The following is a 24,885-nucleotide window of genomic DNA, read 5'->3' as shown; positions in this document are numbered from 1 at the left end:
TGTCACGAACGAATCCACGTTCCCTGTCATCGCACACTGCAGCATGGGTGCGCGCCGCCCACCCATGCCTGCCTGATCGAACGCGCGTCACTGCGTCAGGACGGACGCGCCGACGCCGCGACATACGCCTTGCGATCCTCGGTCACGCGCTGCGCGGCCGGCCGCGCGCCGACCGTCTTCAGGTAGCTCTTCCAGTCGATCCCCGCATCAAGCAGAAAATCGCGGCCGTAAATGGCTTGCGTCGCCATGCCGACGAGCGGCAGGCTCACATAGCCGGCAGCGTCCGCGACACTGAATTGCTCGCCGCACAGATACGGAGAAAACTTCGCGATCCGTTTGAAGCCGGCGATGTGATGCGTCAGCAGTTTTTCGACGCGCCCCTTCGTCGCGTCGGTGATCGTGCCGCCAAAAAACGCTTCCTTGTACAGATTGCGCACGGTCAGTTCGAGATGCACGTCGACGAAAAAGATCATCTCGCGCTCCTTGGCTGCCTGCCACGGATCGGCGGAGAAAATCCGTTGCTCGGGAAAGCGCGCGGCGAGATATTCGACGATGCACTGCGATTCGCACAGATCGCCATGCTCGGTCTGCAGATAAGGTACTTTGCCAAGCGGCGAATGTTCGAGCACCGCCTCGTCCTGGCTCGGCTTCACGACCACCTCCTCGAACGCGATACCGTATTCGAGCAGCACGAATTTCACCTTGTTGTAGTAGTTCGACAGCGCAAAACCGCACAGCTTGATCATCGGGTGTCTCCTGTTTTCACGTTGTGTCAGACCGTGCGTTCAAGTCGAAGCAGCGGCTTTCGAGCAAATGATCCAGTAAATTGCACGATCGTGCTATTCTAAAAAAACCATGGAGTCGAGCATCACAATGAACTCTCGCAATTTCAGCATCGAGACCATCGGCATTGTCGGCACCGGCGCAATGGGCCGCGGCATCGCGCAGATCGCCGCGCTTGCGGGACTGAAGGTGCGTCTGTACGACACCAATGCGGCCGCCGTCAGCGCCGCGCGCGACTATCTCGCGGAGACTTTCGCTAAATTGACGGCCAAAGGCAAGCTCGAACAGTCGCGCTCGCTTGCCGCGTTGGCGAATGTCAGCAGTGCGCAGAACATCAGCGAGCTGGTCGGCTGCGACCTGGTTGTCGAAGCGATCGTCGAAAAGCTCGACGCGAAGCAGGCGCTCTTTCGCGAACTCGAAACGATCGTGAGCGGCCGCTGCATTCTCGCTTCCAATACCTCTTCCCTGTCGATCACCGCGATTGCCGCGGGCTGCACCGATCCAACGCGCGTGGTCGGCTATCACTTTTTCAATCCGGTGCCGTTGATGAAGGTCGTCGAAGTGATCGACGGACTGCGCAGCGACCCCGCGGCCGGTGACGCACTGATGGCTCTCGCGCGCCGCATGGGCCACACGCCGGTGCGCGCGAAGGACATGCCCGGCTTCATCGTCAATCACGCGGGCCGCGGCATGAATACCGAGGGGTTGCGCGTGGCAGGCGAAGGCGTGGCGAGCTTTGCCGATATCGATCGGATCATGCGCGAACAAGCCGGTTTTCGGCTCGGCCCGTTCGAACTGCTGGATCTGACCGCGCTCGACGTGTCGCATCCGGTGATGGAGTCGATCTATCACCAGTTCTATGAAGAACCGCGTTACACGCCGTCGCCGATCACCGGCACGCGGCTGCAAGGCGGTCTGCTCGGCCGTAAAGCCGGCGAAGGCTTTTATCGCTACGTCGATGGCAAGCAGCAGGTTCCCGCCGAGGCGCCTGTGCCGAGCGCGTTGCCGCCGAGCGTGTGGGTCAGCAAACGCTATCCGCAGGCCTACGAAGCCGTCGTGCAACTCGTGAGCAAAGCGGGTGTGAAGCTCGACGACGGCGCGACGCCCGCCGCGAATTCATTGCTCGTCGTCACGCCGTTTGGTCATGACGCAACCACGGCCGCGGTCGACGAAGCGCTCGACGCGAGCCGCGTCGTTGCCGTCGATGCGCTGTTCCCTCTCGTCGGCGCGCAACGCCGCACGCTGATGACCACGCCGGCCACGACCCGTGACGCACGCGATAGCGCGCATGCGCTGTTTGCCGCCGATGGCGTGCCCGTCACCGTGATTCGCGATTCGACCGGCTTCGTCGCGCAACGCGTGGTCGCGACGATCGTCAACATCGGCTGCGACATCGCGCAAAAGCAAATCGCGACGCCGGACGATATCGACCTTGCCGTCACGCTTGGCCTCGGCTATCCGCGTGGGCCGCTCGCACTCGGCGATGCGCTCGGTGCCGGCACGATTCTGACGATCCTGCGCAATATGTTCAGCGTGCTCGGCGATCCGCGCTACCGTCCATCGCCATGGCTCGCGCGGCGTGCGCAACTCGGCCTTTCGCTGACCCAGCGCGATGCAATCGATGTTCAATCGGAGACCCAACCATGAGCGCGCAACTGCTCGCCTCGCGCCCCGCCAGCGGCGAATCCACGCTAGTCCTCACGTTGTCGAATCCCGGCGCTCGCAATGCGCTGCACCCGGACATGTACGCAGCCGGCATCGAGGCCTTCGACACCGTCGAGCGCGATCCGTCGATCCGCGCGGTCGTGATCACCGGCGCGGACAACTTCTTCTGCGCGGGCGGCAATCTGAACCGGCTGCTCGAGAACCGCGCGAAAGATCCGTCCGTGCAGGCCGAAAGCATTGACTTGCTCGGTCAATGGATTTCGGCATTGCGGCTGTCGTCGAAGCCGGTGATCGCGGCCGTTGAAGGCGCGGCGGCCGGCGCGGGCTTTTCGCTTGCGCTCGCCTGCGATCTGATCGTCGCCGCGGACAACGCCAAATTCGCGATGTCGTATGCGCGCGTCGGTCTGACGCCCGACGGCGGCGGCTCGTGGTTCCTCGCGCAGGTGCTGCCGCGCCAGCTGACGACCGAAGTGTTGATCGAGGGCAAGCCGATCGGCGCAACGCGTCTGCATGAGCTTGGCGTCGTGAACCGGCTCGCCAAACCCGGCATCGCACTCGACGGTGCGCTCGCGTGGGCCGACGAGCTTGGCGCGATTTCGCCCAATTCGGTCGCGCGCATCAAGGGGCTGATCGCCGCGGCCGGTACGCAGCCGCTCGCGGACCACCTGATCGCGGAGCGCGACAACTTCGTCGCGTCGCTGCATCACCGCGACGGACTCGAAGGCATTACCGCGTTCCTCGAAAAGCGCGCGCCGATCTACAAATAAGCGAATCGCAAATTGCCCGACATGCCTGCCTACCAACTGCCGAAACGTCGCCGCATCTTTCTGATGCGCCATGGCGATGTCACCTACTTCGACGACTCCGGCCGCGCGATCGATCCCGAGACCGTCCCGCTGAATGCAAATGGCCGCGAGCAGGCGAGCGCCGCCGGCCGCGTGTTCGCCCAGCAGCAGGTGCGCTTCGATCGCGTGATCGTCAGCGGCTTGCCACGCACCGTCGAAACCGCGCGGCGCGTGCTCGCCGAAACGGGCCAGCAGATTGAACCGGAAATCGAGCCTGCATGGCAGGAAATTCGCGGCGGCAAGCTCGGCAGTATTCCGGCGACCGATATCGAGGCGGCGTTCCTCGGCGTGTTCGACGGCATCGTGCCGGAAGCCACGCGCTTTCTCGACGGCGAAACAATCGGCCAACTGTTCGATCGTGTGCTACCGGCCATCGCGGCGTTGCGCGAAGACACGTCATGGGACACCGCGCTTCTGGTGCTGCACGGCGGCGTGAATCGCGCGATTCTGTCGCACGCGCTGACTGCCGGCGGCCGCACGTTCTTCGGCCATCTGGCGCAGGCAACCGGCTGCATCAACGCGCTCGACGTCGGCGCCGCGCCGCGCGACTGGGTGTTGCGGATGATCAACTATTCACCACCGTCGCCGCTGCATCGCGACGTGCGCAACACCACGATGGAAATGCTCTACGCACAATTCATTCAATACCAGCGTAGCTAACACCGAACCGGAGGAGACACATGACGCAGGCCACGCAGACCGGCGACCCGGTACGCAAACAGGACTACTCGGCCTTCGAAGGCACGCGCCCGGTCACCGACCGGCATCGCTTCGACACCGACGCGCTCGCCGCGTGGCTGACCGGGCACGTCGACGGATTCGCGGGGCCGCTCACGCTTGAGCAATTCGCGGGCGGCCAGTCCAATCCGACCTTCAAACTGATCACGCCATCGCGTTCGTACGTGATGCGCGCGAAACCCGGACCCGCCGCGAAGTTGTTGCCATCCGCGCATGCGATCGAACGCGAATATCGCGTGATGCGCGGGCTCGCCGGCACCGCCGTGCCGGTCGCGCAAATGCTCGCGCTGTGCGAAGACGAGAGCGTGATCGGCCGTGCGTTCTACGTGATGGAGTTCGTCGAGGGCCGGGTGCTGTGGGACCAGTCGCTGCCCGGCATGACGCCCACCGAACGCGCGGCAATCTACGATGAAATGAACCGCGTGATCGCGGCCTTGCACAGCGTCGATGTGCAAGCGATCGGTCTCGCCGACTACGGCAAGCCGGGCAATTATTTCGCGCGCCAGATCGGCCGCTGGAGCAAACAGTATGTTGCGTCCGAAACCGAACCGATCGACGCGATGCACCGGTTGATCGACTGGCTGCCACAGCATATGCCGGCCGACACGAGCGAGCGCGTGTCGGTCGTGCATGGCGACTACCGTCTCGACAATCTGATCTTCGTGCGCGACGAACCGCGCGTGCTCGCGGTGCTCGACTGGGAACTGTCCACGCTCGGCGATCCGCTTGCCGACTTCGCGTATCACTGCATGGCATGGCATGTCGATCCAGCGCAGTTCCGCGGTATCGCGGGGCTCGACTGGGCCGCGCTCGGCATCCCCGATGAAGCGCAGTACGTCGAACGCTATTGCAAGCGCACCGGCTTCGAGATTCGTGGCGACTGGAATTTCTATCTGGCGTACAACATGTTCCGCATCGCCGCGATCCTGCAAGGGATCATGAAACGCGTCGTCGATGGCACTGCGTCGAGCGCGCAGGCACTCGATGCCGGCCGCCGCGCAAAACCGATGGCCGAACTCGCGTGGCGCTACGCGCAAAAGGTCCGCTAGACGCAACGTGTGCCGCGGTCGCGCGCGCCGGCAATGCGCCGCGATCGATGCCAGTCGCTCCGTTACCCGCCTGGGCGCGCATTCATACGTGTGCTTGCGCGCCCGGCCCAACCTAATCCGCACCAACATCATCCGCAGTCCGTTATCCGCGAGGTCCCAGATGAATTTCGATTACACCCCGAAGGTCCAGGCATTGCGCGAGAAACTGCTCGCCTTCTTCGACGAGCACATTTATCCGAACGAGCAGACGTTCTATGCGGAAATTGCGCGCAACCGGCAGAACTGTAATGCGTGGCTACCGACTGAGCTGATCGAGCAACTGAAACAGAAAGCGCGCGAGGCTGGTCTGTGGAATCTGTTCCTGCCGCAATCGGAGCGCGGCGCCGGGCTGACGAATCTCGAATACGCGCCGCTGTGCGAAATCATGGGCCGCGTGCCTTGGGCGCCGGAAGTGTTCAACTGCAACGCGCCCGACACCGGCAACATGGAAACGATCGAGCGTTACGGCAGCGAAGAGAACAAACGCGCATGGCTCGAACCGTTGCTGCAGGGGCAGATCCGTTCGGCGTTCCTGATGACGGAGCCGGAAGTGGCATCATCGGACGCGACCAATATCCAGACCAGTATCGTGCGCGATGGCGACCACTACGTGATCAACGGCCACAAATGGTGGTCCTCGGGTGCCGGCGATCCGCGCTGCAAGATCTATATCGTGATGGGCAAGACCGATCCCGAAGCGCCGCGCCATCAGCAGCAGTCGATGATTCTGGTTCCCGCCGACGCGACCGGCATCACCGTGCACCGCCCGCTCACCGTGTTCGGTTACGACGACGCGCCGCACGGCCATATGGAAATCACGCTGAACAACGTGCGCGTACCCGCCACCAATATGCTGCTCGGCGAAGGCCGTGGCTTCGAGATCGCGCAAGGCCGTCTCGGACCGGGCCGCATCCATCACTGCATGCGACTTATCGGTCTCGCGGAACGCGCGCTCGAACTGATGGCGAAGCGCTCACTGCAACGCGTCGCATTCGGCAAGCCGGTCGCCGCGCAAGGCGTCACGCAGGAACGCCTCGCCGAGGCACGCTGCATGATCGAGCAGGCGCGCCTGCTCACGCTGAAGACCGCGTACATGATGGACACCGTCGGCAACAAGGGCGCGCGCGGCGAGATCGCGATGATCAAGGTGGTTGCGCCGAACATGGCGTGTCAGGTGATCGACTGGGCGATTCAGGCGCACGGCGGTGGCGGCGTCAGCGACGACTTTCCGCTCGCGTATGCGTACGCGTCCGCGCGTACGCTGCGTTTCGCCGACGGCCCCGACGAAGTGCATCGCAATGCGATCGCCAAGCTCGAACTTGCGCGTCACATGGATGCGGTCCCGGCGAGCAGTGCTGCCTGAAGCGTCGCTAGCAGTATCGCGTGACCTAGGCTCTGATTTTCGACAATGGCGGCGCCTGGTTTTCGGCGCCGCCTTTTCGAATGCGCGGCAAACGCTAAAAGTAATGCCGCGTGATGAACTCCGCGACACACACCGGCCGCTCGCTGCCCTGCCGCTCGACGGTCACATTCCACACGACCTGCACGCCGCCGCTATCCACGTCGGTCACGGATTCCACCGCGAATTTCGCGCGCAGCGACGAACCCACCAGCACCGGCGACATGAAACGCACACGATTCAAACCATAGTTGACGCCCATGCGCTGCTTGAACGCGATTGTCCTGGCGAGCAAACCCGGAATCAGTGACAACGTCAGAAAGCCATGCGCAATCGCCCCACCGAACGGCGATTCGCGACGGGCCCGCTCCGGGTCGACATGAATCCATTGATGATCGTCCGTTGCCTCGGCAAAGCGGTTGACCTTCTCCTGATCGACCGTGAGCCACTCGCTGACGAGTGCCTCCGCACCGATCAACGTCCGCAATGCCGTCGCATCACCAAAACTCGCCACCTGCGCCGAGATCGCCGTCATCACGAAGCCCTCGGATTGCGCAAACCGAAGATGCCCTTCGAGCTCACTGTGATTACCGTTTCGCCGTGTTGATTGATGCCTTCCCAGCGGGTCGACACGATGCCGCGATCAGGCTTGCTCTCCGACACGCGCTTGTCGACGATGATGTTCATCATCGTGATCGTGTCGCCGACGCGCACCGGCTTCAGCCAGCGGATCTCGTCGATACCGGGCGAGCCCATCGATGTCGAATCCGCCAGCAGGTTGCGCACGAGCATGCCCATCATCACCGAGCAGGTGTGCCAGCCGCTCGCCACCAGCCCGCGGAACGGCGATTCGGCCGCAGCGGCTTCATCAAGGTGAAACAGCTGCGGATCGAACTTCTGCGCGAACTCCACGATCTCCTCGCGCGTGAACGTGTGCTTGCCGACTTGCTGGCTCGAGCCGACTTCCATGTCCTCGAAACTGATTCCCATCGTCCACCTCCCTGGTCTGGTTCAACGGCGTGATGCAACGGCCCGATGCAACGCTCCGATCAGGCTTCGGCGAGCGCAAAGCCCGGCAGCGCGGCAAAACGCGCGAGATGATGATCGACATCGCCCAGCGTGGTCTCGATGATGGCCAGGCGCTTGAACAGATGCGCGGCCGCCACCTCGTTCGTGACGCCCATGCCGCCATGCAGTTGCACCGCCTGCTGACCGACGAAGCGCGCGGCCTGACCAACGCGCACCTTTGCCGCGGAGATCGCACGGCGGCGCTCGTCGACGTTTTCGTTCGGGTAGCGCATCGCGGCCAGATAGGTGATGGAGCGAGCCTGTTCGGTGTGGATCAGCATGTCGACCATCCGATGCTGCAGCGCCTGGAAGCGGGCGATCGGCTGACCGAACTGCTCACGCGTTTTCGTGTAGTCAACGGTGGCGAGGTTCAGCGCATCGAGCGCACCGATCGCCTCCGCGCACAGCAACAGCGTGCCGTAGTCGGCGATCTGCTCGAGCGCCGCGGCACCCGCATGTTTGCCGCCAAGCCGGCGCGCGGGCGTACCGCTGAATTCGAGCGTCGCGGCGCGCTGACCGTCGATCGTGCGGTATTCGGTCAGCTCGACGCCAGCCGCGCCGCGCGCGACGACGAAGAGCGCGATCTCGCCATTCAGACGGGCCGGCACGATCCAGTGATCCGCCTGCGCGCCGTGTTGCACGACCGACTTCGTGCCGCTTAGCGTGTGTTGGCCGCCCTGCCCGCTCGCGGTCGTCGCGATATCGAACAGGTCGTAACGTGCATGCGGCTCATGAAAGGCCATGGCCAGTTTGCACTCGCCTTGCGCAGTTCGTTCGAGCAGCGCGGCATCATCGCCGTCACCGGTGCCGGCAACACGCAGCGCCTCGACGCCGACCGCGGTCGCCCAATACGGCTCGACGACCAGCGCGCGGCCGAGTTCCTGCATGACCACCAGCATGTCGATCGGGCCGCCGTTGAAACCACCTTGTGCTTCGGGCACCGGCAACGCAGTCAAACCCAACTCGGCAAACGCGGCCCAATGCGCATCCGATACACCCGCTTCCGAGCGCACGATCTGCTGGCGCGCCTCGAAGCCATAGGTCTTGTCGAGATAGCGACGCAACGCGTCGACTAATTGCTGTTGCTCTTCGTTGAAAATGAAATCCATGCGCCGCTCCTCAAAGTCCGAGAATCATCTGCGCGATGATGTTCTTTTGAATTTCGTTCGAGCCGCCGTAGATCGATGTCTTGCGGAAGTTGAAGTAGTACGCGGCAAGCGGCGCGGCATCGTCGTCACCGCCGAGGCTATGCGCCCGCTCTCCTTCGAGGAACGGCACGTCGAAGGGCGCGGCAAGCGGTCCGATCGCTTCGAACATCAGCTCGGTCAACCCCTGCTGCACTTCGGTGCCCTTGATTTTCAGCATCGAGGCTTCCGGCCCCGGCCCGCGTCCGCCCGCCTCGTTAGCGACGACGCGCTGCACGGTGACTTCGAGCGCCATTAGCTCGATCTCGAGATTCGCGACCTTCGCGGCAAACACCGGATCCTGCAGTAACGGCTTGCCGTTCTTTTTCTGATTCAGCGCCAGACGCTTGAGGAATACGAGTTCGCGCTTCGACGCGCCGACTCTCGCAATACCGGTGCGCTCGTGTCCGAGCAGATACTTCGCGTATGTCCAGCCGCGATTTTCTTCGCCGACCAAATTCTCGAGCGGCACTTTCACGTCCTCGAAAAACACTTCGTTGACTTCGTGATCTTCGTCAAGCGTGATGATGGGCCGCACGGTAATGCCCGGCGTTTTCATGTCGATCAGCAGGAAGGAGATGCCTTGCTGTTTCTTGGCGTCGCTGTCGGTGCGCACGAGGCAGAACATCATGTCTGCATGCTGGCCGAGCGTGGTCCAGGTCTTCTGGCCATTGACCACGTAATGGTCGCCGACACGTTCGGCGCGAGTGCGCAGCGATGCGAGATCGGAGCCCGAGCCCGGCTCCGAATAGCCTTGGCACCACCAGTCTGTGCCATCGAGAATGCGCGGTAAATAGTGACGCTTCTGCGCCTCGTTGCCGTACTTCATCAACACAGGCGCGACCATCGACACACCGAAAGGCAGCACGGACGGCGCGCCGATACGCGCGCACTCCTCTTCCCAGATATGACGCTGCGTCGCATCCCAGCCTGGACCGCCGTATTCGCGCGGCCACGCAACCGCCGACCAACCGCGCGTACCGAGCAGCCGGTGCCAGCTCGCGAAATCTTCGCGGGAAAGACGTTTGTGATCGAGTACTTTGTCGCTCAGCTCGCGAGGTAGATTTGCTTCGAGCCAGACGCGGATGTCGGCGCGGAATGCCTCTTCGGCGGGGGAATAGTCCAGATTCATACGTAGTGTCTCCTGGCCGCCACCATCCGGCGCCAGGAACTCACCACGCTATTGCAGCGGTTCCTTGAGAGCAGCCGGGACCGGCAGCGGCATCACCTCGATGCCTTCCTCGACCAAGGCACGCGCATCTTCCGGTGTCGTGACACCGCGAATATTGCGCGCGGGCGCTTCGTTATAGTGAATGCGCCGTGCTTCCTCAGCGAAGCGGTCGCCCACGTTCTCGGTCTTCTCCAGGACCTCGCGCAGCGCGCGAATCACATGCGCCTGCATCTCCTCCGCGCCCGCCGGTGCTTTCGTTCCGACCGCACCCGACAGATTCAGGCGCGGTGCCGAAGGCAAACGGCTCACTTCCTTCGCCCCGCAAATCGGACATTCGACAAGCTTGCGGGATTGCTGCGATTCGAAGTCATCAGCCGAAGCGAACCAGCCTTCGAACCGATGGCCATGCGGACACTGTAAATCGAGGACCTTCATTGGAGTCGGGGCTTGCGTGCCAGTTTAGCGCAAAATGAAAATTTGTGAACGGTCGTTCGTAAAATTTACGGGGCGACGCGCCAGCGCCAGAATGTGCGAGAAATCAGACGCGGTGGGCGATTTTAACGCTTTGTGCGACGCGTTGCCGAAGCTGGGTCGGCGCATTGACCGCAGGGATTTTGCTTGCCGAACCGGTTTACCAATTGCATCGAACTCACTACTTTCGTCAGTCCTCTTATAGGCTCCCGTCGTGCGCTTACGCGATCAGGTTTCCGAGTTGACGGCTAACGCGCGGCTCGATCTGACGCGCTTCCCTGGCAAGATTGATCTGCTTCGCCAGTCTTGCAACATCCACTACGTCTGCCTTGATATCGTAGCCACCGCGCGCAGTCAGCCATTCGAGCACGTCCGACAGATGCCACACCGACGCACTGCCCTCGTGAACCGGCGGCGGGAAGTCAGCGGCGTAGTTCAGCATCAACTTGCGCATGTTTTGCCGCGACACGCCAGCGACTTCCGCCACATCGGTCAGCCCCACGAAATCCGGACCCGCTTCGACAAGGCGCGCGGACGGCACTGCCTGTTTGACATCCTTGAGTGCGCTGACGACAGCCTCGAGCGCGGTGGCACCTTCGCGCGAGAAAAGCAGACCAAGTCGGCCCGTTTGCCCTACGCCAACTGTCGCATCGTCGCACCCTGCTTCACCCAGCCGCTCGACGATTGCATCGGCATCGCAATCTTCCGCGGAAAGTTGGTACTTCAACGTGAACACATATTCCATACATTACTCCTGACTTCGATAGGACGAGTTTTCGCCCTTCCTTTTGCTCTTCCGTTGCGTCACCGTGCGAACGCCGCTACCGCCGAGCCGTACAGTTGTCGACGATGCGCCGCAAGTGCCTGGCGTGATTGCCGGGGTTTTTGGGTGTACTCCAGACACTGGAGATACAGAACTCCCCGCAACGGCATTCCGCCTCTTTGTAGGGACAATAGATCTTTCCCCACGCGTGCCCTTTGCCACCATCCTGGACACGCCAACCATGCTTCTCCGCATAGGCCAACGCTGCCTCGACTTCCTTCTTGGCATGCCTTCCTCGAACCATCGACACCTCCAATGTAGCCAGTCCCCCTCTGGTTGTCAATTGACAACCAGAGGGGGACTTTGAGCCCGATCCTCAATCGCAATCGGAAAGCTCATACTAGCGACCCGCTGCCCGCGCGACAGTCAGCCGAATGGCATAGGAAGGTAGTACGCCCGCACATCACGAAACTGCTCCCCAAAAGACAAAACCCCCTGCTGGTCATTAACCAGCAGGGGGTTTTTACGTCGTGCTTCGACTTACTTACACGGCTCGCGCAACCTTATACCGATTCCGGCACGGCGGTCGGCCATGCGCCTGTCAGTACCTTCTCGAGCCAGAACGTACCGATGATCGTTTTCACGTCGCTGACCTTACCCGTGCGCACCCACTCCGACATTTCCTCTACGGTGGCCGTGAAAAGCTCAAGGAACTCGCCTTCGTCGAGTTTGCGCTCTCCCGCCGTCAGACCGCGCGCGAGATAGATATCGATGAATTCAGTCGAATACGAAATGATCGGATGAATGCGCGTCAGGTACACATACTCACGCGCGGTATAGCCGGTTTCCTCGCGCAATTCACGCACCGCGCACGCCAACGCGCCTTCGTTCGGGTCAAGCTTGCCGGCCGGATATTCGACCATGACCTTGCCCATCGGATAACGATACTGGCTTTCGAGTAACACGCGGCCGTCGTCGAATAACGGAATCACCATCACAGCGCCCGGATGCTGAACGTATTCGCGAGTTGCGTGCTTGCCGTCCGGCAAACGGACGGTATCGCATTTCAACGTCAGAAACGGACCCTGATGGACAGTCTTGCTGTCCACACAGGTCTCGGTAAGCGCGGCGTCGTGGTTGGGAAGTTCAGCCATATGCGGACCTCAGCAAAGCCTGGTGCGCGACGGCGTGATGCCGTCAGCGACGTTTGACGAGATATTGGAAAGTAAAGCCGGGGAAAGCGAACACGATAAACAGCGCAAACGTGATCGCATAGAATTGCCAGCCCTGCTCGAAGCGATTTCCCGCGCGCGCTTCGAGCAGAAAGCCCAGCGCGCCGACTACGAAATACAGCACGATCAATTCGGCAATCCGGAGCCAGGCGCTCTTTTTCTCTGCCTTCAACGGCACGGCAGCGAAAAGGCGTTGATTCAGGAACGGCAGGTTGGCGCCAACCAGCGCCAACAGCACGATAAACCAGCCCGCAGCGGACATCAGAGCAGCAGCGTGTGCTGGATAGCCTGCAGACAGGCACGCAGCAGCGGATCCGGCACGATACCGAGCACCAGCACCGCCACCCCGTTGAGCGCGAGCAACGCACGTGTGCTCGTATCAGCGACGATCGGCGACTTGTCTTGCGGCTCGTCGAAGTACATCAGCTTGACGATACGCAGGTAATAGAACGCGCCGAACAGCGAGGTGATCACGGCAAGCACGGTGAGCCAGACCAGACCGGCGTTCATCGTCGCCTGCAGCACAGCGAGCTTCGCGTAGAAGCCGACTGCCGGCGGAATGCCCGCGAGCGAGAACATCATGACCATCATCACGAACGCGAACACCGGGCTACGCTGATTGAGGCCCTTGAAGTCTTCGAGCGTATCCGCTTCGAAATCGCGGCGCGCCAGCAGCATGATCACGCCGAAGGTACCCAGTGTCGTAATCAGGTAGACGATGCTGTAGAACATCGCCGAACCGTACGCATTCGCGGCACCCGTGGTCTTCTGATCGACGACGCCGGCAAGCAACCCGAGCAGCACGAAACCCATATTCGAGATCGCCGAATACGCGAGCATCCGCTTGACGTTGCGTTGCACGATACCGGTGATGTTGCCGACGATCAGCGACAGTGCCGCCAGGATCACCAGCATCTGTTGCCATTCGACGGCGAGCGGCAGCAGCCCCATCACGAGGAAGCGCAAGCCCCACGCGAAGGCCGCCACCTTCGGGCCGCCACCAACCGCGAGCGTCATCGCCGTCGGCGCGCCCTGGTACACGTCGGGCACCCACATATGGAAAGGCACCGCACCCATCTTGAACGCCACACCGGCCACGATGAAGATCACGCCGAACAGCAGCACGGTCGGATCGTAGTGGCTCGTGCTGATCGCCTTGAACACTTCGTTCAGGTCGAGCGAGCCGGTCGCGCCGTACAGCATCGAGATGCCGTACAGAAGGAAACCGGAAGCCAGCGCGCCGAGCACGTAGTACTTCATCGCCGCTTCGTTCGACGACGCCACTTCGCGACGCAGCGCGATCACCGCGTACAGCGACAGCGACATCAGTTCCAGACCGAGGTACAGCGTCAGGAAGTTGTTGCCCGAGATCATCACGATCTGGCCGAGCAGCGAGAACATGCCGAGCAGGAAGAAGTCGCCGCGGAACAGACTGCGGTCTTCGAGGTAGCGACGCGAATACACGATCGACACCGCGTAGCCGAGCGACACGACCGCCTTCATCACGTTGGCGAACGGATCGACCACGTACATGTGGTCGAAGAAGTAATGCACCTGCGGGTCGAACGCATTCATCGCGAACCAGATCCCGGCGACGAGCGTCGAGAAGAACGCAATGAAGTACGTGGTACGGCGACCGGCCTGGCCGACGAACGTGTCGTTGAGCCACGCAATCACAACGGCGAGCATCACCAGTGCGTCGGGCAACAGAGCAGTCATAGGGGCGTTTTGCATGGTTTTTTATCCTCCGCTCGCCGTTACTGAGACAACGGCAGCTTCGATTGAGCAACGTGAGACAGGAGGTTTTCCACGGATACGTGCATCACATCGGTAAAGGGCTTCGGATACAGGCCCATGAACAGCGTCAGTGCGGCGAGCACTGCCAGCATGAAAAATTCGCGGCGGTTGATGTCGAGCAGGCTCTTCACGTGGTCGTTCGCGACCGCGCCAAAGTACACGCGCTTGTACATCCACAGCGTGTAGGCCGCGCCGAGAATCAGCGTGACCGCCGCGCCGCCCGCGATCCAGAAGTTGTACTGGACAGCGGCGAGAATCACCATGAATTCGCCGACGAAACCGGAGGTACCCGGCAAACCGCAGTTCGCCATCGAGAACAGCATCGCGAATGCCGCGAACTTCGGCATCATGTTGACGACGCCGCCGTAATCGGCGATCTGACGCGAGTGCATGCGGTCGTACAGCACCCCGATGCTCAGGAACATTGCGCCCGAGACGAAACCGTGCGAGATCATCTGCACGATCGCGCCTTCCGCGCCGAGCTGGTTGAAGATAAAGAAGCCGAGCGTGACAAAGCCCATGTGCGCGATCGACGAATACGCGACCAGCTTCTTCATGTCGGCCTGCACCATCGCGACCAGACCGATGTAGATCACCGCGATCAGCGACAGCGTAATGACGACCGGCGCGAGAAAATGGCTTGCGTCAGGCGTGATCGGCAGCGAAAAACGCAGGAAACCGTACGCACCGAGCTTCAGCATGATCGCGGCCAGCACCACCGAGCCGCCGGTCGGCGCTTCCACGTGCGCGTCAGGCAACCACGTGTGCACCGGCCACATCGGGACCTTCACCGCGAAGGCCATGAAGAACGCTATAAATAGCAGCACCTGCGGCGTCATCGCGATCTGCGCGTGCTGCCACGTCGCGAGATCGAACGTGCCGGTTTCGATGTACAGATAGAGCAACGCGACCAGCATCAGCAGCGAGCCCATCAGCGTGTACAGGAAGAACTTGAACGCCGCGTACACGCGGTTCGCCCCGCCCCACACGCCGATGATGATGTACATCGGGATCAGCGTCGCTTCGAAGAACACGTAGAACAGCATGCCGTCGGCCGCGCTGAACACGCCGACCATGATGCCCGACAGAATCAGGAACGCAGCCAGATATTGCCCGACGTTCTTCGTGATCACTTCCCACCCGGCGATCACGACGATCACCGTGATCAACGCGGTCAACACGACGAACCACATCGAAATGCCGTCCACGCCGAGGTGATACGTGATGTGGAAGCGTTCGATCCAGTTCGCCTGTTCGACGAACTGCAGATCGGCGGTACTTGAATCGAAACCGGTGATCAGCGGAATCGTTACGATGAAGCTCAGGACCGAGCCGATCAACGCGACCCAGCGCGCCGGCGCGGGGTTCTGATCGTTACCGATCGCGAGGACCAGAAGCCCGAAGAGAATCGGCAACCAGATCGCGATGCTGAGAATCGGATAAGCGTGCATTAGTGTCCCTCGCCTTATTTGCCGCCGAGCGTTACAAACAGGGTCAGGAGCCCCAGCATGCCGATAATCATGGCGAACGCGTAGTGGTAGATGTAGCCGGATTGGAGGAAGCGGATCACGCTCGCGAACCAGCCGATAAAGCGTGCGCTGCCGTTGACGATACCGTCGATCACGACGACGTCGCCTTCCTTCCACAGACCCCGGCCAATTGCCACCGCGCCCCGTGCAAACACGACTTCGTTGATCTTGTCCATGTAGTACTTGTTATCGAGCAACGTATAGATCGGGCCGAATGCGCGCTTGATGACAGCCGGCAGATCCGGACGGACCAGATACAGGAACCATGCGACCAGCACGCCCGCGAGCGCGAGCCACACCGGCAGGCCCGACACCGAGTGCAGACCCATCGATGCCCAGCCGTGGAATTCTTCGGCCATCTCCTGCAGCGCCGGATGGCTGTCGCTGATGTAGATCACCTTGTCGAACGCGACGCCGTGCTGGAAGAAGTCGCCATATAACATCGGGCCGATACCGATCGCACCGATCACGATCGACGGGATCGCCAGCAGAACCAGCGGCACCCACACGACCCACGGCGTTTCGTGCGGCTCGTGCGCGTGGTCGTCGTGACCGTGACCATGGCCGTGATCGTCGTGGCCGTGCGCGTCATGCGCATGCGCCGCGGCTTCGATACCCATCGGCGATTCCGGATGCTTCGGACCGCGGAAGCGCTCCTTGCCGTGGAACACCATGAAGTACATACGGAACGAATACAGCGCGGTCACGAACACGCTGGCGACCACCGCGAAATACGCGAAACCCGAACCCGGCAGATGCGACAGCTTGACCGCGTCGATGATCGAGTCCTTCGAGTAGAAGCCCGAGAAGAACGGCGTGCCGATCAGCGCGAGCGAACCGACCAGCGACGTGATCCACGTGATCGGCATGTATTTGCGCAGGCCGCCCATGTTGCGCATGTCCTGATCGTGGTGCATGCCGATGATCACCGAACCGGCGCCGAGGAACAGCAGTGCCTTGAAGAACGCGTGCGTCATCAGGTGGAACACGGCGACCGAGTAAGCCGATGCGCCCAGCGCGACCGTCATGTAGCCGAGCTGCGACAGCGTGGAGTAAGCCACCACGCGCTTGATGTCGTTCTGGACGATGCCGAGGAAGCCCATGAACAGCGCGGTAATCGCGCCGATGACCATCACGAACGACAGCGCCGTATCCGACAGTTCGAACAGCGGCGACATGCGCGTGACCATGAAGATACCGGCCGTCACCATCGTTGCCGCGTGAATCAACGCGGAGATCGGTGTCGGGCCCTCCATCGAATCCGGCAGCCACACGTGCAGCGGGAACTGCGCCGACTTACCCATCGCGCCGATGAACAGGCAAATGCAGGCGACCGTCAGCAGACCCCAGTCGGTACCCGGGAAGTTCAGTGCCGCGAGTTCGGTACGCTTCGCGAAGACTTCACCGTAGTTCATCGAACCGGCAAACGCGAACAGCAGGCCGATGCCGAGCAGAAAGCCGAAATCGCCGACGCGGTTCACGAGGAACGCCTTCATGTTCGCGTAGATCGCGCTTTCACGCTTGAAGTAGAAGCCGATCAGCAGATACGACACGAGACCCACTGCTTCCCAGCCGAAGAACAGCTGCAGGAAGTTGTTGCTCATTACGAGCATCAACATCGAGAACGTGAACAGCGAGATATACGAGAAGAAGCGCTGGTAACCGTCGTCGTCGGCCATGTAGCCGATCGTGTAGATGTGCACCATCAGCGACACGAAAGTCACGACGCACATCATCATCGCGGTCAGCGAGTCGACCAGAAAGCCGACTTCGAGCTGCGTCTTGCCGATCGACATCCATTGATAAACGGTCGCGTTGAAGCTCGCGCCGTCCATCACCTGGAAGAAGACCATCATCGACAGAATGAACGAGACAGCGACCCCGAGGATCGTGACCGAATGCGCTCCCGCTCGCCCTACCGCCTTGCCGAACAGCCCGGCAATCAGGGAGCCCGCAAGCGGTGCCAGCGGAATTGCCAGCAGCAGGTTTTCATTGAGTATCGTGGACATAACCGCTTTTCCTGAAATTAACCTTTGAGCTGATCGAGATCCTCGACATTGATCGTGTCGAGGCTACGGAACAGGGTCACCAGAATTGCGAGACCGATCGCTGCTTCCGCCGCCGCAACTGTCAGCACGAAGAAAACGAAAATCTGGCCGTGCACGTCGCCCAGGTAGTGCGAGAACGCGACAAAATTGGTATTCACCGCGAGCAACATCAGTTCGATCGCCATCAGGATGATGATCACGTTGCGGCGGTTCAGGAAAATGCCGACGATGCTGATCGCAAACAGGATCGCACCGAGGACGAGGTAATGGGCAAGGCTCAACATGATTTCTATCTCCTGTCCGCTCAGCTGTTCTTAGCCGGTGCCGAGTCGGCTGCCGCTGCTGCTGCCGCGGCGGCTGCTTCTTCCGCCGCGATGGTCGCCGCGGTCTTCTCTGACGGCATCTTCACGACGCGCACGCGGTCCTGGGCTCGCACCTTGACCTGAGCGCTGACGTTCTGACGCTTGCTGTCCTTCTTGTGGCTCGTGGTCAGCGCGATTGCCGCGATGATCGCGACCAGCAGCACGAGACCCGCGATTTCGAACGCGAAGATGTAGTCCGTGTAAATGATCTTGCCGATCAGGCGCGTGTTCGACCAGTCACCCATACCGCCCGCCACCGCCGTCGTATCGCGCAGCGCCGTGGTGGTCGCGCCGTAGCCGTGCCACAGAATCAGCGCGGTTTCGATCACGATGATCGCGCCCACCGCCGTGGCCATCGGCACGAAGCGTTTGAAGTCCTTGCGCAGCACGTCGAGATTGATGTCCAGCATCATCACGACGAACAGGAACAGCACCATCACCGCGCCAACGTAGACCAGCACCAGCAGAATCGCGAGGAACTCGGCCTCGAGCAGCATCCAGATCGCGGCTGCGTTGAAGAACGCCAGCACCAGAAACAGTGCGGACGACACCGGGTTGCGCGAGGTGATCACCTTCAGCCCCGAGACAACCAGGAGCAGCGCGAAGATGTAGAACAGTACGGTCGTGAATTCCATGATTACCGGTTCATCGTTAGGCCATCGTCAGGCATTGTTCTTTGGCACGCGTGCTTGGCAACAGCGGGCGAAACCGCCGGAACTGCCGCACAGGTGCGCCGTGCCGCGGCATCGAAGCCGCGGCGCTCGGCCCGACAACAGGCCGTGTTACTGCTTTTACTGCCGCGATTACTGCATCAACCGAAAACGAAAAGCGCGCTTCAACGATACGGTGCGTCGGCTGCCTTGTTGGCGGCGATCTGCCCTTCGTAGCGATCGCCAACGGCCAGCAGCATTTCCTTCGTGAAGTACAGGTCGCCGCGCTTCTCGCCGTGATACTCGAGAATGTGCGTCTCGACGATCGAGTCGACCGGGCAGCTTTCTTCGCAGAAACCGCAGAAGATGCACTTGGTCAGGTCGATGTCGTAGCGCGTCGTGCGGCGCGTGTTGTCCGCGCGCGTTTCCGATTCGATCGTGATCGCGAGCGCCGGGCACACCGCTTCGCACAGCTTGCATGCGATGCAGCGTTCCTCGCCATTCTCATAGCGGCGCAGCGCGTGCAGACCGCGAAAACGCGGCGAGATCGGGGTCTTCTCTTCCGGGAACTGCACGGTGAACTTGCGCTGGAACGTATAGCGTCCCGTCAGCGCGAGGCCCTTGAGCAGTTCGGTCAGGAAGAAAGTCTTGAAGAAGTTTTGGATTGCGGTCATGAGTTCGTCCGCCCTTTATTTCCAGATGTTCAACGGCGACATGATCCAGAAGCCGACCACCACGAGCCATACCACGCAGACCGGAATGAACACCTTCCAGCCCAGACGCATGATCTGGTCATAGCGATAGCGCGGGAACGTGGCACGCGCCCAGATGAACACCGACAGCAGGAAGAAAACCTTGGCGACGAGCCAGACGATGCCCGGGATAAACTCGAGGAACCCGAACGGTGCGCTCCAGCCACCAAGGAACAGTGTTGCAGCCAATGCCGAGATCACGATCATGTTGATGTACTCGGCGAGGAAGAACAGCGCGAACGCCATACCCGAGTAATCGATCATGTGGCCCGCGACGATTTCCGACTCGCCTTCCACCACGTCGAACGGGTGGCGGTTCGTTTCGGCGATGCCCGAGATGAAGTACACGACGAACATCGGCAGAAGCGGCAGCCAGTTCCACGACAGGAAGTTCAGGCCGTGCGACGCGAAGAAGCCATGTTCCTGCGAACCGACGATGCCCGACAGGTTCAGCGTACCGGCCGTCATCAGCACGACGACGAGCGCGAAGCCCATCGAGATTTCATACGACACCATCTGCGCGGCGGCGCGCATCGCGCCGAGGAACGCATACTTGGAGTTCGACGCCCAGCCCGCCAGGATCACGCCGTACACGCCGATCGACGAAATCGCCATCGCGTACAGCAGACCCGCGTTGATGTCGCCAAGCACCGCGCCCGCCTGGAACGGAATCACCGCCCACACCGCGAACGCCGGCACCACCACCATCACCGGTGCGACGAGGTAAACCCAGCGGCTTGCCTGGGCCGGCTGGATCACTTCTTTCAGCAGCAGCTTCAGCACGTCGGCGATAGGCTGCAGCAAACCGGCGGGACCCACGCGGTTCGGACCGAGACGCACGTGCATCCAGCCAATCAGCTTACGCTCCCAAAGGATCAGGTAAGCGACGCACAGCAGGATCGCGACGGCCACCACCAGGATGCGCACGAGCGCCCACACCGTGGGCCATGCCACACCGAGAAGCTGGGCGCCGCCCGAGTTGATCGTATCGAACAAGCTCATTTACGCCTTCTCCACCACCAGTTCACCGAACAGGCTGCCCAGCGCCGCACCGGCAGGCGTAGCCGCCGATACGCGGACGACCGTCTCCGCAAGATTCGCGTCGCGCACGGCCGGCAACTGCACCGTTTGCTCGCCCTGACGAACGCGTACTGCGTCGCCCTCTTTCAAACCCAGTTTGTCGAACAGCGCAGCCGGCAGACCGACCGAGTTCGCGGTACGGGCCGCCGTGGTCAGATGCAGCGACTCGGCGCGACGCACGAGTGCGTCCGCATGATAGATCGGCACGTTCGCGAGACGCTCGAACTTGCCTTCCGCCACCTTCGCAGCCTTGCCTTGCGTCACTGCGACGCCCGTGCGATTCGACAGGCGCGGGCTCAGGTCACCGTCGCCCAACGCAGCCGCGCGCACTTCTTCAACTGTGTCGTATGTGAAGCCCGGCGCGCCCAGCAGACTACCCAGCACGCGCAGGACCTTCCATGCCGGACGCGTGTCGCCGAGCGGACGCACGACGCCGTTGAAGGACTGCACCGTGCCTTCGGCATTAACAAACGTGCCGCCGGTTTCGGTGTAAGGCGCGATCGGCAGCAGCACGTCTGCGTATTCGGCCCCCGTCTGGAACGGCGACATCACGACGACCATCTCAGCCTGCTTCAGCGCGGCAAGCGCTTGTGCCGAATTGGCCGTATCGAATTCGGGTTCGAGGTTCAGCAGCAAATAACCCTTGCGCGGCTGATCGAACACTTCGCGCGCATTCAGACCACCGTTGCCCGGCAGCGCGTCCACGAGGTGGGCGCCAACCGTGTTGGCCGCTTCGGTCAGGAAACCGAGCGTTGCGCCGGACGCCTCGGCGATCCATTGCGCCGCGGCGTGGATTGCCGCGAAATCCGGATGACGAACCGCTTCGTTACCGAGCAGCACGAGTCGGCTCTCGCCAGTGACCAGCGAGTTCGCGACCTGCTTGTGCGCATCTGTCGACTGCGTGCCAGCGAATGCTTCCGGCAGGGCGACACCCTTCGCTTCGCCAACCGCGCCGGCGATGCCCGCCAGCGCTTCGAGCCACGCCGACGGCGCCGCAACCACGCGTTGAGCTTGCGGAATCAGCGCATCGTCGTTGGTCGCCTGGATGAGCGTGAGCTTCGAACCGCCGCGTGCAGCCTGGCGCAGACGCGCGGCGAGCAGCGGATGATCGCGACGCAGATCCGAGCCGATCACGAGCGCCGCGTCGGCGTTCGACAGCTCGGCGATCGTGGTGCCAAGCCACGGCGCGCCGGTCGCGGGCGCCGAGAAATCCGACTGGCGCAGACGGAAGTCCACGTTCGGCGTGCCGACCGCCTGAGCGATCTGCTTGAGAAGGAACAGTTCCTCGACCGTGCTGTGCGCGCTGGAAAGCGCTGCGAGCGCATTGGCGCCGTGATCGCCCTTGATACCGTTCAGGCCCTTGACCACATAGTCGAGCGCGGTCTGCCAGTCGGTTTCGACCCACTGGCCGCCCTGCTTGAGCATCGGCTTGGTCAGACGCTCGGGGCTGTTGAGGCCTTCGTACGAGAAGCGGTCCTTGTCCGAAATCCAGCACTCGTTGATCGATTCGTTTTCGAACGGCAGCACGCGCATCACGCGATTGTTCTTGACCTGCACGACGAGATTCGCACCGACGGAATCGTGCGGGCTCACCGACTTGCGACGCGACAGTTCCCACGTACGGGCGCTGTAGCGGAACGGCTTGCTGGTCAGCGCGCCGACCGGGCACAGGTCGATCATGTTGCCCGACAGTTCGGAGTCGACCGTCTTGCCGACGAACGACGTGATTTCCGAATGCTCGCCGCGGCCCAGCATACCGAGCTCCATCACGCCGGCGACTTCCTGGCCGAAACGAACGCAACGCGTGCAGTGAATGCAACGCGACATCTCTTCCATCGAGATCAGCGGGCCGACGTTCTTGTGGAACACCACGCGCTTTTCTTCGCTGTAGCGCGACGACGACTTGCCGTAACCAACCGCCAGATCCTGCAGCTGGCATTCACCGCCCTGGTCGCAGATCGGGCAATCGAGCGGATGGTTGATCAGCAGAAATTCCATCACCGACTGCTGGCCCTTCACTGCCTTGTCCGACTTGGTGCGAACGATCATGCCGGCGGATACCGGCGTCGCGCACGCAGGCACGGCCTTCGGCATCTTCTCGACATCGACCAGACACATCCGGCAATTGGCCGCAATCGACAGCTTCTTGTGATAGCAGAAGTGCGGAATGTACGTGTCGACCTTATGCGCAGCCTGGATCACCATGCTGCCTTCAGGCACCTCGACTTTCTTGCCGTCTATTTCCAGTTCAACCATGATGGTCAATCTTCCTTAACCTGTTACCGCTCAATCGTTCGCCTCTTCATCACCGCTTCAGGCAATGAATCCCGCGGTTGAGGTGTTCGTCTGGTAGTTATCGTCAGCCTGACTCGGGCGGCCGCTTCAGGCCGCCACAGTCTCAGACGCCGCCGCCGTGCCGGCATGACCGCCGACGAGGCAATGCTTGTGAGCGACGTGATACTCGAATTCGTCCCAGTAGTGCTTGAGCATGCCGCGAACCGGCATGGCCGCCGCATCGCCGAGCGCGCAGATCGTGCGGCCCATGATGTTTTCCGCGACCGAGTTCAGCAGATCCAGATCTTCCTGGCGGCCAAGGCCATGCTCGATACGGTGTACGACGCGATACAGCCAACCCGTGCCTTCACGGCAAGGCGTGCACTGACCGCACGACTCTTCGTAATAGAAGTACGACAGACGCAGCAGCGAGCGCACCATGCAGCGCGTCTCGTCCATCACGATCACCGCGCCCGAACCGAGCATCGAACCGGCTTTCGCGATCGAGTCGTAGTCCATGTCGGTCTGCATCATGATGTCGCCCGGAATCACCGGCGCCGACGAACCGCCAGGAATCACGGCCTTGATCTTCTTGCCGCCGCGCATGCCGCCTGCGAGTTCCATCAACGTGGCGAACGGCGTACCGAGCGGAATTTCGTAGTTGCCCGGACGTTCGACGTCACCCGCGATCGAGAAAATCTTCGTGCCGCCGTTGTTCGGCTTACCGATTTCGAGGTAATTCTGCGGACCGACTGCGAGCAGGAACGGCACAGCCGCGAACGTTTCGGTGTTGTTGATCGTGGTCGGCTTGCCATAGACGCCAAAGCTCGCGGGGAACGGCGGCTTGAAGCGCGGCTGACCCTTCTTGCCTTCGAGCGATTCGAGCAACGCGGTTTCTTCGCCGCAGATATAGGCGCCGTAACCGTGGTGCGCGTGCAACTGGAACGAGAAGCCCGTGCCCATGATGTTGTCGCCGAGGAAGCCCGCGCGACGCGCTTCTTCCAGCGCTTCCTCGAAGCGCTTATAGACTTCCCAGATCTCGCCGTGGATATAGTTGTAGCCGACGGTAATACCCATCGCGTACGCGCCGATCGCCATGCCCTCGATCAGCGAATGCGGATTGAAGCGCAGGATGTCGCGATCCTTGAACGTGCCCGGCTCGCCTTCGTCCGAATTGCAGACGAGGTACTTCTGGCCCGGAAACTGACGCGGCATGAAGCTCCACTTCAGACCGGTCGGGAAGCCCGCACCGCCACGGCCGCGCAGACCCGACGCCTTGACGTCGGCGATCACCTGCTCAGGGGGGATTTTTTCTTCCAGGATGCGGCGCAGCTGGACGTAACCGCCGCGCGCCACATAATCTTCGAGATGCCAGTTATCGCCGTTCAGGCCAGCGAGAATCAGCGGTTTGATGTGACGATCGTGTAAAGACGTCATTTCGAAAGTTCCTCGAGCAGCTGGTCGATCTTCTCGCGGCTCATGAAGCTGCACATGCGATGGTTGTTCACCAGCATCACCGGCGCGTCGCCGCACGAACCCATGCATTCGCCTTCTTTCAAGGTGAACTTGCCGTCGGACGTGGTTTCGCCGAAGTCGATGCCGAGCTTCTGCTTCAGATATTCAGCGGCGCTGTCGGAGCCGCCATCCGGGCCGAGCTGGCACGGCAGGTTCGTGCAGAGCGTGATCTTGTACTTGCCGACCGGCGAGGTCTCGTACATCGTGTAGAAGGTTGCCACCTCCTGCACGGCGATTGCCGGCATGCCAAGATAATCCGCGACGAACTGCATGAGTTCGGGCGACAGCCAGCCATGCTCTTCCTGAGCAGTGGCCAACGCCGACATCACGGCGGACTGTTTCTGATCGGCGGGATACTTCGCGATCGCACGATCGATTTCTTTCAGGCCTTCAGCTGAGATCATTTTCAGACACGACTCTTTCAATTCCTACCGAACGAAAACCTGCCGCTGACGTGATACTGCGACAGAC

Annotated in this window: 25 protein-coding genes; 5 read left to right on the top strand and 20 right to left on the bottom strand. The window is 61.6% G+C overall.

What is annotated here, in order from left to right; translation table 11 throughout:
- Positions 1–95: 95 nt before the first annotated feature.
- The gene (locus L0U82_RS06010; RefSeq protein ID WP_233829146.1) at positions 96–746 is read right to left on the bottom strand and encodes a glutathione S-transferase family protein; all 651 of its coding nucleotides are present in this window, start codon (positions 744–746) and stop codon (positions 96–98) included.
- Between the two features lie 127 nt (positions 747–873).
- Here L0U82_RS06010 and L0U82_RS06005 point away from each other — a divergent pair, with 127 nt between their 5' ends.
- The 5 genes from L0U82_RS06005 (at position 874) to L0U82_RS05985 (ending at position 6,482) form a co-directional block, all read left to right on the top strand.
- Positions 874–2,430 (top strand): 3-hydroxyacyl-CoA dehydrogenase, encoded by a 1,557-nt coding sequence (locus tag L0U82_RS06005; protein WP_233829145.1) that lies wholly within the window; start codon positions 874–876, stop codon positions 2,428–2,430.
- Positions 2,427–3,215, top strand: a complete 789-nt coding sequence (locus L0U82_RS06000) for an oxepin-CoA hydrolase, alternative type (RefSeq protein ID WP_233829144.1) — start codon at positions 2,427–2,429, stop codon at positions 3,213–3,215. Before L0U82_RS06005 ends, L0U82_RS06000 begins: the two co-directional genes overlap by 4 nt.
- Positions 3,216–3,236: 21 nt before the next feature.
- Positions 3,237–3,953, top strand: coding sequence for a histidine phosphatase family protein (locus L0U82_RS05995; protein ID WP_233829143.1), 717 nt, complete (start codon positions 3,237–3,239; stop codon positions 3,951–3,953).
- Positions 3,954–3,973: 20 nt separating this feature from the next.
- Entirely contained in the window at positions 3,974–5,080 is a 1,107-nt protein-coding gene (locus L0U82_RS05990) for a phosphotransferase (protein WP_233829142.1), read from the top strand.
- A gap of 160 nt (positions 5,081–5,240) precedes the next feature.
- Positions 5,241–6,482 (top strand): acyl-CoA dehydrogenase family protein, encoded by a 1,242-nt coding sequence (locus L0U82_RS05985; RefSeq protein ID WP_233829141.1) that lies wholly within the window; start codon positions 5,241–5,243, stop codon positions 6,480–6,482.
- Between the two features lie 94 nt (positions 6,483–6,576).
- Here the strand turns inward: L0U82_RS05985 and L0U82_RS05980 are convergent, their stop codons facing one another.
- The 19 genes from L0U82_RS05980 to nuoE form a co-directional block, all read right to left on the bottom strand.
- Positions 6,577–7,053: a MaoC family dehydratase gene (locus L0U82_RS05980; RefSeq protein ID WP_233833153.1), complete on the bottom strand. Its 477-nt coding sequence runs from the start codon at positions 7,051–7,053 to the stop codon at positions 6,577–6,579.
- The gene (locus tag L0U82_RS05975; RefSeq protein WP_233829140.1) at positions 7,053–7,508 is read right to left on the bottom strand and encodes a MaoC family dehydratase; all 456 of its coding nucleotides are present in this window, start codon (positions 7,506–7,508) and stop codon (positions 7,053–7,055) included. The genes L0U82_RS05980 and L0U82_RS05975 overlap by 1 nt, the downstream gene beginning before the upstream one ends.
- 59 nt (positions 7,509–7,567) lie before the next feature.
- Positions 7,568–8,695, bottom strand: a complete 1,128-nt coding sequence (locus L0U82_RS05970) for an acyl-CoA dehydrogenase family protein (protein ID WP_233829139.1) — start codon at positions 8,693–8,695, stop codon at positions 7,568–7,570.
- 10 nt (positions 8,696–8,705) lie between these two features.
- A complete protein-coding gene (locus L0U82_RS05965; protein WP_233829138.1) occupies positions 8,706–9,902 on the bottom strand; it encodes an acyl-CoA dehydrogenase family protein in 1,197 nt (398 codons plus the stop codon).
- A gap of 48 nt (positions 9,903–9,950) precedes the next feature.
- Positions 9,951–10,376: a DUF1178 family protein gene (locus L0U82_RS05960; protein ID WP_233829137.1), complete on the bottom strand. Its 426-nt coding sequence runs from the start codon at positions 10,374–10,376 to the stop codon at positions 9,951–9,953.
- A gap of 256 nt (positions 10,377–10,632) precedes the next feature.
- Positions 10,633–11,157, bottom strand: coding sequence for a helix-turn-helix transcriptional regulator (locus L0U82_RS05955; RefSeq protein WP_233829136.1), 525 nt, complete (start codon positions 11,155–11,157; stop codon positions 10,633–10,635).
- A gap of 76 nt (positions 11,158–11,233) precedes the next feature.
- A complete protein-coding gene (locus L0U82_RS05950; RefSeq protein ID WP_233829135.1) occupies positions 11,234–11,479 on the bottom strand; it encodes a hypothetical protein in 246 nt (81 codons plus the stop codon).
- 259 nt (positions 11,480–11,738) lie between these two features.
- Positions 11,739–12,329 carry an NUDIX domain-containing protein gene (locus L0U82_RS05945; RefSeq protein WP_233829134.1) on the bottom strand — a complete coding sequence of 197 codons (591 nt, stop codon included), beginning with the start codon at positions 12,327–12,329 and terminating at the stop codon, positions 11,739–11,741.
- Positions 12,330–12,372: 43 nt separating this feature from the next.
- Positions 12,373–12,669: a DUF2818 family protein gene (locus L0U82_RS05940; RefSeq protein ID WP_233829133.1), complete on the bottom strand. Its 297-nt coding sequence runs from the start codon at positions 12,667–12,669 to the stop codon at positions 12,373–12,375.
- Positions 12,669–14,141, bottom strand: coding sequence for an NADH-quinone oxidoreductase subunit NuoN (nuoN, locus tag L0U82_RS05935; protein ID WP_233829132.1), 1,473 nt, complete (start codon positions 14,139–14,141; stop codon positions 12,669–12,671). The genes L0U82_RS05940 and nuoN overlap by 1 nt, the downstream gene beginning before the upstream one ends.
- Positions 14,142–14,164: 23 nt before the next feature.
- Positions 14,165–15,655, bottom strand: a complete 1,491-nt coding sequence (locus L0U82_RS05930; RefSeq protein WP_233829131.1) for an NADH-quinone oxidoreductase subunit M — start codon at positions 15,653–15,655, stop codon at positions 14,165–14,167.
- Between the two features lie 14 nt (positions 15,656–15,669).
- The gene (gene nuoL, locus L0U82_RS05925; RefSeq protein ID WP_233829130.1) at positions 15,670–17,742 is read right to left on the bottom strand and encodes an NADH-quinone oxidoreductase subunit L; all 2,073 of its coding nucleotides are present in this window, start codon (positions 17,740–17,742) and stop codon (positions 15,670–15,672) included.
- Positions 17,743–17,759: 17 nt separating this feature from the next.
- Complete coding sequence (nuoK, locus tag L0U82_RS05920) at positions 17,760–18,065, bottom strand: NADH-quinone oxidoreductase subunit NuoK (RefSeq protein ID WP_007588140.1); 306 nt, start codon at positions 18,063–18,065, stop codon at positions 17,760–17,762.
- A 20-nt stretch (positions 18,066–18,085) separates the two neighbouring features.
- A complete protein-coding gene (locus tag L0U82_RS05915; protein ID WP_233829129.1) occupies positions 18,086–18,778 on the bottom strand; it encodes an NADH-quinone oxidoreductase subunit J in 693 nt (230 codons plus the stop codon).
- Between the two features lie 200 nt (positions 18,779–18,978).
- Positions 18,979–19,467: an NADH-quinone oxidoreductase subunit NuoI gene (gene nuoI, locus L0U82_RS05910; protein WP_233829128.1), complete on the bottom strand. Its 489-nt coding sequence runs from the start codon at positions 19,465–19,467 to the stop codon at positions 18,979–18,981.
- A gap of 15 nt (positions 19,468–19,482) precedes the next feature.
- A complete protein-coding gene (gene nuoH / locus L0U82_RS05905; RefSeq protein WP_233829127.1) occupies positions 19,483–20,547 on the bottom strand; it encodes an NADH-quinone oxidoreductase subunit NuoH in 1,065 nt (354 codons plus the stop codon).
- Complete coding sequence (gene nuoG / locus L0U82_RS05900; RefSeq protein ID WP_233829125.1) at positions 20,548–22,881, bottom strand: NADH-quinone oxidoreductase subunit NuoG; 2,334 nt, start codon at positions 22,879–22,881, stop codon at positions 20,548–20,550. It lies immediately after the preceding gene.
- A gap of 126 nt (positions 22,882–23,007) precedes the next feature.
- Positions 23,008–24,336 carry an NADH-quinone oxidoreductase subunit NuoF gene (gene nuoF / locus L0U82_RS05895; protein WP_233829123.1) on the bottom strand — a complete coding sequence of 443 codons (1,329 nt, stop codon included), beginning with the start codon at positions 24,334–24,336 and terminating at the stop codon, positions 23,008–23,010.
- Complete coding sequence (nuoE, locus tag L0U82_RS05890; RefSeq protein ID WP_233829121.1) at positions 24,333–24,818, bottom strand: NADH-quinone oxidoreductase subunit NuoE; 486 nt, start codon at positions 24,816–24,818, stop codon at positions 24,333–24,335. Before nuoE ends, nuoF begins: the two co-directional genes overlap by 4 nt.
- Positions 24,819–24,885 lie beyond the last annotated feature (67 nt).

The sequence above is a fragment of the Paraburkholderia sp. ZP32-5 genome (assembly GCF_021390495.1).
Lineage (GTDB): Bacteria > Pseudomonadota > Gammaproteobacteria > Burkholderiales > Burkholderiaceae > Paraburkholderia.
The sequence above is the reverse complement of the archived record's forward strand: the minus strand, read 5'-3'. Positions and strand labels throughout refer to the sequence as shown.